This is a genomic window from Arthrobacter sp. FW306-1B-F12A (genome assembly GCF_058781865.1).
This window is the reverse complement of record NZ_JBYSXD010000004.1, coordinates 173,243-184,278: the sequence shown is the minus strand read 5'-3', so window position 1 is coordinate 184,278 and position 11,036 is coordinate 173,243. Positions and strand designations below refer to the sequence as shown.

Genomic DNA, 11,036 nt, shown 5'->3' with positions numbered 1-11,036 from the left:
ACGATCAGGCAGCTGGGAAGTCAACCCGCTAAGGATGTGTGAGGTCTCTTCTCCTGCAGCCACGTCCAACCTCTCTTCATTGAATGTCTGGGCGCTTGCACTGTGGTGCGCGCTGAACCGTGCATAGAAATTTCGTATTGTGAGAATAAAATTCTGTAATTCGAGATTAGCCATGCGTTCGTCAAGCGTCAATCTCGTCCCGCGGAGACTAGCGCCCATGGGGTCCCGCGGCGCCCACGCTGCCGTTTGTGACCGCCGTCGGGAGCTTGGCCCTTGACCAAAGGTGACCTAGCTCATACAGTTATTTCACTATTCAATAACTAGATTCCACGATGCGAAAAACTTCAACTCCTCTCACAGCGTCTCGGAAGCCTAGTTGCAGCACCACAAAGAAGTGGAGATCCACGATGCAATCGACTCCCCCAGTCGGCGTCACAACGGCTCCGGAGCAGACCATCCTGCCAGGCAGTTCGGTCCATCCGTCAGTAGGAAATGAAACCCTGTGCGATGTAGCGTCCGTCGCAGCGGGCCGAGACATCAGCCCCACCCTCTACAACCTCGACCTCGCCCCTACCAAGAAGGAGGGTAGGCGCTGGACCAGCTACAGCATCTTCACCCTCTGGGCCAACGACGTCCACAGCCTTGGCAACTACGCTTTTGCGATCGGCCTCTTTTCCCTTGGCCTGGGCGGGTGGCAAATCCTCGTGGCCCTGGGCATCGGCGCCGTCTTGCTGTTCACCCTCTTGACCTTCTCCGGTTTCATGGGCCAGAAGACCGGTGTTCCCTTCCCGGTCATGAGCCGGATCAGCTTCGGTATCCGGGGCGCCCAGCTGGCCAGCCTTGTCCGCGGGGCCGTGGCCATCGCCTGGTTCGGAATCCAGACGTACCTTGCCTCCGTGGTGCTCCGCGTCATGCTTGTCGCCATGTTCCCCGGGCTCAAGGACATGGACGCCAACTCGATCCTCGGCCTGTCCACCCTTGGTTGGATCGCTTTCGTATCGCTCTGGATTGTCCAGTTGGTCATCGTCAGCTTCGGTATGGAAATGATCCGAAAGTACGAGGCCTTCGCAGGCCCCATCATTCTCGCCACCATGCTGGCCATTGCCATCTGGGTCTTCGTTGAGGCCGGGGGTGCCATCCAGTGGTCCGGCATCAAGGGCCTCGAAGGCGGCGAGATGTGGCGCACGATCTTTGCCGGCGGCGCCCTCTGGGTCTCCATCTACGGCACGTTCGTCTTGAACTTCTGTGACTTCACCCGCTCCTCGGTGTCCAAGAAGTCGATTGTCCGTGGCAACTTCTGGGGCATCCCCATCAACATGCTCCTCTTCGGCGCAATCGTGGTGATCATGGCCGGCGGCCAGTACAAGATCAACGGCAAGATCATTGAAAGCCCCTCGGACATCGTGCAGAGCATCCCCAACACGCTCTTCCTGGTCCTGGCTTGCCTCGCTTTGCTGATCCTGACCATCGCGGTCAACCTGATGGCGAACTTCGTGGCACCCGTCTACGCCCTGACCAACCTCTTCCCCAAGCACCTGAACTTCCGCAAGGCAGCCTGGGTCAGCGGTACCATCGGCCTGATCATCCTGCCGTGGAACCTCTACAACAACCCCCTCGTGATCGTGTACTTCCTGGGCGGACTCGGCGCGCTGCTCGGCCCGCTGTTCGGCGTCGTCATGGCCGACTACTGGCTTCTGCGCCGCGGCAAGGTCAACGTCCTCGATCTCTACACGGACCACCCTTCGGGCACCTACTTCTACAAGCGAGGCGTCAACCCCAGGGCGATCGCCGCCATGGTTCCGGCCGCCGTCGTCGCTATCCTTATCGCGTTCGTTCCCGCACTGGAGGCCGCGGCACCGTTCGCCTGGTTCTTCGGCGCAGGCATCGGGGCGTTGTGCTACTACTTGTTCGCGGACAAGAAGCAGCAGCACACCGACGTCTCCGGCGAGCCGATCGCCGTCGTCAGCAACCACTAATATTCAACTCACTCGCAGTTGTTGTCGTTTTCGCCCGTCAAAATGACAACAACTGCGTGGGCCCACACCGTCAGGGTTCCCTGGCCGAGCTTGCGAGGCGAGGGTGGCGGTGGGGATTAGTTGGGCTATCCAGGAGGAACACATGCGCATCCTCGTCGCAAACGTCAACACCACCCAATCCATGACCGACTCCATCGCAGCCCAGGCGCGAAGCGTCGCGGCTCCCGGAACCGAGATCATCGGCATCACCCCGCGGTTCGGCGCCGATTCGTGCGAAGGGAACTTTGAAAGCTACCTCGCGGCCATCGCCGTGATGGACCGCGTGGTCAACTACCCCGAACCGTTCGACGCCGTCATCCAGGCCGGCTACGGCGAGCACGGCCGCGAGGGACTCCAGGAGCTCCTCGACGTTCCGGTGGTCGACATCACCGAGGCCGCGGCCAGCACCGCGATGTTCCTCGGGCACAAATACTCCGTGGTCACCACGTTGGACCGCGCGGTCCCGCTCATCGAGGACCGCCTCAAGCTTGCTGGCCTCGACGACCGCTGTGCATCCGTCCGCGCGAGCGGCATGGCAGTGCTGGAACTCGAGGAGTACCCGGAACGCGCAGTCGAGGCCATCGTGGAACAGGCCGAACGAGCCGTGCGTGACGACAAGGCCGAGGTCATCGTCCTCGGCTGCGGCGGCATGGCAGGACTCGACGAACAGATCCGCCAACGCTGCGGCGTTCCGGTGGTGGACGGCGTGGCCGCAGCCGTGACCATCGCCGAATCGCTCGTCCGCCTGGGACTGTCCACGTCCAAGGTCCGGACCTACGCCACACCGCGCCCCAAGACCGTCATAGGCTGGCCCCTGACCACAACGGACACGACGACGGCGGATGCTCCCGCCGCGCACTAGCCCGACAAACAGGAGAACCGCGTGAGCGAAACCATCCCCACCCGGCCCCGGGTGGCCGTCGTCACCGGAGCCGGCTCCGGGATCGGGCGGGCAGTTGCCCGGCTTCTGTTGGCGGAGGGCTACAGCGTTGCCCTCGCCGGCCGGCGGGAAGCGCAGCTTCTCGAGACTGCCAACGGCCACCCCGAGGCGCTTGCGGTGCCGTGCGATGTGACAGTGCCCGACGACGTCGCGCGCCTTTTCGAGGCGACCCGCCGGCGTTGGGGGAGGGTTGATGTCCTGTTCAATAACGCCGGCATCTTCGGCCCTTCCGGGGGTGTGGACGAGATCAGCGTGGCCGATTGGAATGCCACGTTGTCCGTGAATGTCACCGGATCCATGCTGTGCGCAGCGGAGGCCGTCCGGACGATGAAGGCGCAGGAGCCGCAAGGCGGACGCATCATCAACAACGGCTCCATCTCCGCCCATTCGCCGCGGCCATTGTCCGTCGCGTACACCGTGAGCAAGCACGCCATGAGCGGCCTGACCAAGAGCATCGAGCTGGACGGGCGTCCGTATGGCATTACGTGCGGGCAGATCGATATCGGCAACACACGCACGGAGATCATGGACACCATCGGCGTGGGCTCGGGGGCACTCCAGGCCGATGGAAGCAGGCGCGTGGAGCCGATGTTTCCTGTGGGGGACGCTGCCCGCGCGGTGCTCATGATGGCGAACATGCCGGCGTCGGCCAATGTCGGCTCCGTGGTGGTGACCGCTGCGGGAATGCCGTTCGTGGGCCGCGGCTAGAAAATCGACCAGCCCGTGCGGGTGGTGAACTCATCGAGGGCGGCAACGCCCGCGAGTGAATTCCCGGATCGTCCCAGGCCGGGGCTCCAGACGCAGATGGTGCATTTGTTGGGTACCACTGCCACAATGCCGCCACCCACTCCGCTCTTTCCAGGGAGTCCTACGCGGTAGGCGAATTCGCCGGCGGCGTCGTAGGTGCCGCACGTGAGCATCACGGCGTTGATTCTCTTGGTCTGGGACGGGGACAGCAGCGGTGTGCCGTTCCCGAGCAGCCCGTTGTTGGCCAGGAACCTGCTCGCCAGGGCCAAGTCGGTGCAGCTCATTTTCAGGGCGCACTGGCTGATGTAAGCCTCGAGGACCGATTCCACGGGGTTTTCCAGGTTCCCGTAGCTGGCCAGGAAGTGTGCCAGCGAGGCATTGCGGTGGCTGTTGGCTGCCTCCGACGCTGCCACTTCGGGGTCCGTATCGACGGAGTTGTTACCGCATTCTTGGCGGAGCAATTCCCGGACGGGAGATGGCGAGCTGCCCGCGATGCTGAGCAGCCTGTCCGTGACAACAAGGGCGCCGGCGTTGATGAACGGATTCCGCGGAATTCCGTCCTCATGTTCCAGCTGCACCAAGGAATTGAATGGATTGCCTGAAGGCTCCCTGAACACGCGCTTCCAGATCCGGTCGCCATCGCCAGCGAGCACGAGGGCGAGGGCGTAGACCTTCGAAATGCTTTGGATGGAGAAGGGCACGTCGGCGTCTCCGGAGGAGAACACGTCGCCGTTGGCGGTTGCCATGGAAATGCCGAATTGCTTGGCATCCACCGCGGCCAGGCTCGGGATGTAGTCGGCAGGTGCTCCTTGGCCGAGCAAGGGCCGGACCGTGCCGACAATGTCGTCAAGGAGATTCTGGAGGTCCATGCTACTCAGTTCCGTCCTTCGGAGTGGGTCCACAGCCTGAGCTGAAGATGTGCGAGCAGCCGTTGCTCTGCGGACTGGAGGTCGATGCCCGCCACTTCGCACGCACGCCTCAGGCGGTAATGCACCGTATTCCGGTGGACGGCCAGTTCCTCTGCGCACCGGTTCACATCGCCGAAGAATTCAAGGTAGGTCAACAGCGTTGTGGCGAACTCGGGGTATCGCTTGCACAACAGGGTGATGCCCTGGTGCCGAAGGTCGGTCCTTGACGCCAGAAGCTCCAGCAGTTCCTTCGTCAAAACAGTTGTTTCCACGTCGGCGTAGGACGCCACATGGATTGAGGGTGTGCTTTTCAGGACCTTCAGTACACTGCGGACATGCTCCAGGGTGCCATGCAATGCGTCGAGGCGTTCGACGACGGGTCCGACGGCGGCCTGCACCTGGCAGTGCAGGTGGACCCTTGCATCCCGGACAATGAGGTTGATGAGGCGGTTGATGGCCGGCGGGGACTTCACTGGGTCAAGATCGGGAAGAATCATGGCTATTTCCAGGCCGATGGCTCCCACCACAGCACCTGGTCGGTAGGCCGCCGCATGGATCGAAGCCACATTCGCCAACTCGCCGCGCCGCAGTTGCAGGCCCGCCGCGGACTCGTCGTCGCCTTTGGCGGAAATCAGGACGAGGGCCGCCGGCTTGGATGGATCGATGCCCGCGGACTGTGCCTGGGAGTGGATCTGCGGAGTGCCGCTGAGCAGGCTGGAGATCCTGTCGCGCCGCAGTGCCTGGGACTGTTCGTTGCGGTGCCGGACCAGTTCTATCGCCGCGTGCCGTGCAGCTCCGACCATGAGCTTGTCCGTGTTGGGAGCGAGGGGTTCCTTCCCTTCTTGAAGCCAGATGTACCCCAGGATCCTGTTGCCCGCGTGGATCCCGATGGCCACCCGTTCCCGTAGGCCTTCCGTCGGGTTGGCTTCCATGTGGATGGGAGCTTCGGCCGCTTGCAGGTGCTTATAGACCCCGGACTCTTTCAACAGTTTTTGGTAGCGTTCGGGTCCACGTCGGGCCAGGATGGAGAGCCTGCGGAGTTCATCGACGTCGTTGGAGGCCGGTGAATACGCCAGGACGCGGTTTGCGGGATCCTCAATGACGACGTGGCCGTTGGTCAGGGTGGCGGTGGTCTGGGCGATGGCAAAAAGATCCCGGTGGATGATCGTGGACGCGTCCGTGGAAAGTGCTGGCTCTTGGATGCGGTCCTTGGCGATACTCTCCAGCGTGCCCCAGCTCATTGCGGGGGACACGGCAATCAGGCCGATTCCGGTGGGAAGCAGCATTTCCCGGACGGCGTCCAGTTCCTCCTCGCTTCCTTTGACCGCGACGGCGGCGGGGTAGTCCGGAATCAGCTTCCGGATGCTCGGCAATGCCGCGCGACCCCGGACTCCGATCAGCAAGACCAAGCTCCCGCGTTGGACGGCCGCCTCGTCCTCGGCGTCCACGATCACGGTTTCACGAACCATGCCATTGTCCATTCCGGGAGGAACCAGCAGCTGCCCGTTGTCGACGCCGATGTCTTCAAGTATGTCGCTGAGCATGGCGCCAATGACATGCTCGGCAGATTCAAGGGGTGCCACCCGTATTCACTTCCTCTAAGCGGCTTAGCCGCGCTCACAGCCATGAACATTACTCGCACTCAGGCGGAACGGAGTTGTTATTCGCGCACAACGGGGATCCCGCGAATTTAGCTGGCCAGACAGTTCCTTCCCTTCCGCTGGAACCTAGAGTTGTTTTCCGTCCCCCCGCTGACGATCCAGCAGTGCAGCTGTGATCCAACACTCAAGCCGGGGGACAAGTTCTGGAGCATGCAGCCGCACCCGCGGAACCGGAGTCAAAGGAGACCCCTGGAATGAAACGCACACTGAACTCGCCTGCGCCAAGCCCGATCGCCGGGGCTCGGATTGCCGGGCTTGATCCCGCTGATTCGCTGGAAAACAACCGGGAGCTTCTTGGCGACCGTTCAACCTCGGCGCAGGACTTTTCGAGCGAGGAGGCCGGGTACCACAAGACGCTCAAGCCGCGGCAGATCCAAATGATAGCCATCGGTGGAGCGATCGGAACGGGCCTTTTCATGGGGCAGGTGGCCGATTGAACGGTTCCGGCCCAGCCTTGATCTTCGTCTACGCCCTTTGCGGGTTCTTTGCGTTCCTGATTCTGCGCGCCCTCGGCGAACTGGTTCTCCACAGGCCATCCTCGGGTTCGTTCGTGTCCTATGCCAGGGAGTTCTATGGCGAGAAGATGGCCTATGCGGCCGGCTGGCTCTACTTCCTCAACTGGGCCATGACGTCGATTGTCGATGTCACTGCCGTGGCGCTTTACGTCAAGTTCTGGGGACAATTCTGGGAGCCGCTGCAAACAATCCCGCAATGGCTTATCGCCCTTTGCGCCCTTGTCATTGTGCTGGCCCTGAACCTCGTCTCCGTGAAGATCTTCGGCGAGATGGAATTCTGGTTCGCCCTGATCAAGGTGACCGCGCTGGTAGCCTTCCTCGTCGTCGGGGTCTGCTTCATCGTCTTTGGTGGGAAGACCGACATCGGCGTTCCAGGGCTGGGCGTGATCCTGGACCACGGCGGAGCTTTCCCGACCGGCGCCGTAGCGCCCTTGCTGGCGATCAGCGGCGTCGTGTTCGCGTATGCCGCGATTGAACTTGTTGGTACGGCTGCAGGCGAAACTGCCAATCCGGAAAGGGTGATGCCCAAGGCTGTCAACACGGTCGTCTTCCGGATTGCGCTCTTCTATGTCGGTTCCGTGGTGCTGCTCTCGCTGCTCTTGCCGTTCACGGCGTACAAATCCGGCGAATCGCCCTTCGTCACCTTCTTTTCCCATCTCGGAGATCCCCATGCCGCGGCCGTTTCGGCATCGGTGATGAACTTCGTTGTCCTGACAGCCGCCTTGTCGAGCCTCAACGCCGGCCTCTATTCCACGGGCCGGATCTTGCGGTCGATGGCGGTCAATGGCTCCGCGCCACAGTTCACCGCCAGGATGAGCAAATCGGGGGTGCCGTATGGCGGCATCCTGCTGACAGCCGTGATCACTCTGCTTGGCGTCGGCCTGAATGCCCTCGTGCCGTCCCAAGTGTTCGAGATCGTTCTCGAGGTCTCTGCGATCGGGATCATCGGCGGCTGGGCAACCATCATCCTGTGCCACATCAAGCTTCAGGCCTGGGTCAGGCTCGGCAAGGCCGTTCGTCCGTCATTCCGGCTCTTCGGAGCCCCCTTCACTTCATACCTCACGCTCGCCTTCCTTGCCTTCGTTCTTGTCACGATGGGCTTCTCGGAGACGGGGCGCTGGGTCCTCGCTTCCCTTCTGCTCCTGATACCCCTCCTCATTGCTGGCTGGTTCGCTTGCCGCAAACGCATCCTGGAGGCAGCCGAGGCCCGGCGCGGCCACACTGGCGACCTTCCCGTCGTCGCCGGTTCCTTCTCCCAGGGCGGCCAACGCTCCTGATGCACAACGAATTGATGGAAAGCGGAACCACTTTGCCCGGCATCACGCCCCGAAACAGCAGCGCCACCCTGACGACGGAAACCACTCCGAGCAAGCGAAACTACGTGAACAGCCAACCTCCAAGGCAGGACATCCAGACGCCCAGCAGCGCGTGGCGTTCGCGCGCTGACGCGTGGGAGTTTCTCGGGTACGCGTTCAAGCAGCTGGCAAAGGGAGGACAGGGAATCCAGTCGCGCTCCGGACTGCAGGACCAAGCCGTCCAGGCGCTGCGCCTTCTTCAGGCCATGGAACTGTATTGGGCGGCGCCGGGGCTCGCCGCGTTGGCGCCGCTACTAAACTGCATGGATTCGGGTGATTACGACGCCGGATTGGACATGATCCGCGGAATGGCGCACCTGATGCCTTCCGCCGGTCCGGGACCAGTAGGTCCGCGTCCAGCAAGCCCGGGACCGGTCAGCCCGGACCGGGTCGGCCCGGAACCAGGGCAGTCCGGGGCGGAGCGCTCTATTTCGGGTGTCCCGGAAGACGGCCGGGAGCGGCGGCCGGCGAGGGAGCGTCCCCGGTTCGATGTCCTGTTTGTCGACGACATGACTCAACAAGAAGCCGAAGCGCTGAAAGCGGAATTGCTGGCCCAGCGGAGGCCGTCCGATGCCTTCACCTATGAACTCATCGTGGTTCCCAGCTACGAGGATGCGCTGGTTGCCTTGGTCCTGAACCCAGCCATCCAAGCGTGCATTCTCCGCCCGGGATTCAGCATCGCCAGCAGCCAGCCGCTTGGCCGCGACCTGAGGAAATACCTTGCCGGCCTCGTGGGCACTGACCTTGCGGGCATGCCACCGCTGGGCAGGTTCCTCAGCCTTGCCGAGCAGATCTCCGAGTTGCGCCCCGAACTGGACGTGTACCTGGTAGCCGGTGTGGCCATGGAGAGCCTCGCGGGCTCACTGACGAAGCGGTTCCGGAGGATTTTCCGCAGGCAGGACAATCTCGACCTGCATCTGTCGCTGTTGTCGGGTGTTGCCGAGCGGTACCGGACTCCGTTTTTCACCGCACTGCAGGAATACAGCCGGCGGCCGGCCAGCGTCTTCCACGCCTTGCCGATCTCCCGCGGTGGCTCGGTGGGCAATTCGCCCTGGATCCGCGACATGGCCGATTTCTACGGCATGAACCTCCTCTTGGCCGAGACGTCCGCGACGTCGGGAGGCCTCGATTCGCTGTTGGATCCGCACGGATCGATCAAGGAGGCCCAAGACTTGGCGGCGCGGGCTTTCGGTTCCCAGAAAACCTTCTTCGTCACCAATGGAACATCCACCGCCAACAAGATCGTCCATCAGTCCATCCTTGCTCCAGGGGATGTGGTCCTCGTCGACCGCAACTGCCACAAATCCCATCACTACGCTTTCGTCCTCGCGGGAGCCCGGGTTTCCTACTTGGACGCCTACCCGCTGGACAAGTTCGCCTTCTACGGTGCCGTGCCCTTGGCCACGATCAAGGCCCGGTTGCTGGCCTACCGACGTGCCGGGCGCTTGGATGAAGTCAAGATGATCACTTTGACCAACTGCACCTTCGACGGCATCGTCTATGACGTAGAACGCGTCATGGAAGAATGCCTGGCCATCAAACCGGACCTCGTCTTCCTTTGGGACGAGGCCTGGTTCGCCTTCGCCCGGTCCCACCCCGTCTTTCGGCGCAGGACGGCCATGGCCGCGGCGAGGAAGCTTGAGGCCTCATTCAGTGATCCCGGCTATGCCGCCAGGCACGCCGAACAAGCGGCATCTCTCCACGATCGAGTGACGGGTGCGCCCGCCGACGATGAACTCTGGCTGAAGACCCGGCTTATTCCGGATCCAGCGAAAGCGCGGCTGCGCGTCTACGCCACGCAGTCCACCCACAAGACCCTCACCTCGCTACGTCAGGGATCCATGATCCATGTCTTCGACCAAGACTTCAGCGAGCATAACCAAGAGTCATTTCGCGAAGCATATATGACCCATACCTCCACGTCGCCCAATTACCAGATCCTTGCTTCGCTCGACATCGGCCGCCGCCAGGTGGAGCTTGAGGGGTTCGGCCTGGTGCAGAAACAGGCGGATCTGGCAACCATCGTTGCCCAGGCAGTGGCCCGCCACCCCCTACTGAAGAAATACTTTCGGGTCCTCACGTCGAGGGACCTCATTGCGGCGCCCTATCGGGAAACCGGCAGTGCCATGCCGCTCCGGGATGGGCTGGCGGCACTGGCGGACGCCTGGCTGCACGACGAGTTCGTCGTCGACCCCAGCCGCCTCACGCTGGACATCAGCCGGACAGGGATCGACGGCGATACTTTCCGGCACCGGTACCTCGCCGACAAGCACGGCATCCAAGTCAACAAGACGTCACGTAACACCGTGCTGTTCATGACCAACATCGGCACCTCCCGCAGCGCCGTCGCCTACCTGATCGAAGTCCTCGTCAAGCTGGCAGAGTCCTTCGAAGAGGAACGGCCGGCGAGGAAAACGGCAGACGAAGGTCTCGCCGCGGGGCTCACGGGAACCACTTCGCCGTTGCCCGATTTCAGCAGCTTCGCGGACCGCTACCGGCGCGATCCGCTCAGTCCTGATGGGGACATCCGTGCCGCCTATTTCGAGAGCTACAAGGATGGATCAACCACCTACCTGTCCGCGGGAGACCTCAAGGCCAGGGTCGCGGAAGGCGAGGAAGTTGTTTCGGCCGGATTCGTCACGCCTTACCCTCCGGGCTTCCCCATCCTTGTCCCGGGCCAAGTCATCACCAGCCAGGCGCTGGAGTTCATGGAGGCTCTCGATACGCGGGAAGTCCACGGCTTCGACCCACTTCGTGGGTTCAGGATCTTCACGGGCAAGGCGGGCGAGGAGGTGCAGCGCTGATTCTCAGATTCCACATTGTGAAATTTGAATTTCCCCTTGTGGAATGAAGTGATCGGGATTACATTTGAAAACAACCCCCCAAATCAGGGGC

At 62.4% G+C, this 11,036-nt stretch carries 6 protein-coding genes and 1 pseudogene; 5 read left to right on the top strand and 2 right to left on the bottom strand.

All coding sequences use genetic code 11. The annotated features are described in order from the left end of the window. Positions 1–407 precede the first annotated feature (407 nt). The 3 genes from AC3WJU_RS03935 to AC3WJU_RS03925 all read left to right on the top strand — a co-directional run bounded on the left by AC3WJU_RS03935 (position 408) and on the right by AC3WJU_RS03925 (position 3,663). Entirely contained in the window at positions 408–1,976 is a 1,569-nt protein-coding gene (locus AC3WJU_RS03935; protein ID WP_307055798.1) for an NCS1 family nucleobase:cation symporter-1, read from the top strand. Between the two features lie 142 nt (positions 1,977–2,118). Then, complete coding sequence (locus AC3WJU_RS03930; protein ID WP_284990320.1) at positions 2,119–2,877, top strand: aspartate/glutamate racemase family protein; 759 nt, start codon at positions 2,119–2,121, stop codon at positions 2,875–2,877. Between the two features lie 21 nt (positions 2,878–2,898). Further along, complete coding sequence (locus AC3WJU_RS03925) at positions 2,899–3,663, top strand: SDR family oxidoreductase (RefSeq protein ID WP_492259171.1); 765 nt, start codon at positions 2,899–2,901, stop codon at positions 3,661–3,663. Here the strand turns inward: AC3WJU_RS03925 and AC3WJU_RS03920 are convergent. Both AC3WJU_RS03920 and AC3WJU_RS03915 read right to left on the bottom strand, forming a co-directional pair. Beyond that, positions 3,660–4,571, bottom strand: a complete 912-nt coding sequence (locus AC3WJU_RS03920; protein ID WP_492259170.1) for a glutaminase — start codon at positions 4,569–4,571, stop codon at positions 3,660–3,662. The two genes, AC3WJU_RS03925 and AC3WJU_RS03920, sit on opposite strands and share 4 nt — an antisense overlap. Positions 4,572–4,576: 5 nt before the next feature. Next, on the bottom strand, positions 4,577–6,193 hold the full coding sequence (locus AC3WJU_RS03915; RefSeq protein ID WP_492259169.1) for a PucR family transcriptional regulator: 1,617 nt from the start codon (positions 6,191–6,193) through the stop codon (positions 4,577–4,579). A gap of 350 nt (positions 6,194–6,543) precedes the next feature. Here AC3WJU_RS03915 and AC3WJU_RS03910 point away from each other — a divergent pair. Together AC3WJU_RS03910 and AC3WJU_RS03905 are read left to right on the top strand one after the other, a co-directional pair. After that, a pseudogene (locus tag AC3WJU_RS03910) lies at positions 6,544–8,063 on the top strand (amino acid permease). A 14-nt stretch (positions 8,064–8,077) separates the two neighbouring features. Further along, entirely contained in the window at positions 8,078–10,945 is a 2,868-nt protein-coding gene (locus AC3WJU_RS03905) for an aminotransferase class I/II-fold pyridoxal phosphate-dependent enzyme (RefSeq protein ID WP_492259168.1), read from the top strand. The last annotated feature ends 91 nt before the right edge of the window (positions 10,946–11,036 follow it).

Coding starts and splice junctions, on each gene's coding strand:
- AC3WJU_RS03920 (WP_492259170.1), bottom strand. CDS start 4,571: ATGGACCTCCAGAATCTCCTTGACGACATTGTCGGCACGGTCCGGCCC.
- AC3WJU_RS03905 (WP_492259168.1), top strand. CDS start 8,078: ATGGAAAGCGGAACCACTTTGCCCGGCATCACGCCCCGAAACAGCAGC.
- AC3WJU_RS03935 (WP_307055798.1), top strand. CDS start 408: ATGCAATCGACTCCCCCAGTCGGCGTCACAACGGCTCCGGAGCAGACC.
- AC3WJU_RS03930 (WP_284990320.1), top strand. CDS start 2,119: ATGCGCATCCTCGTCGCAAACGTCAACACCACCCAATCCATGACCGAC.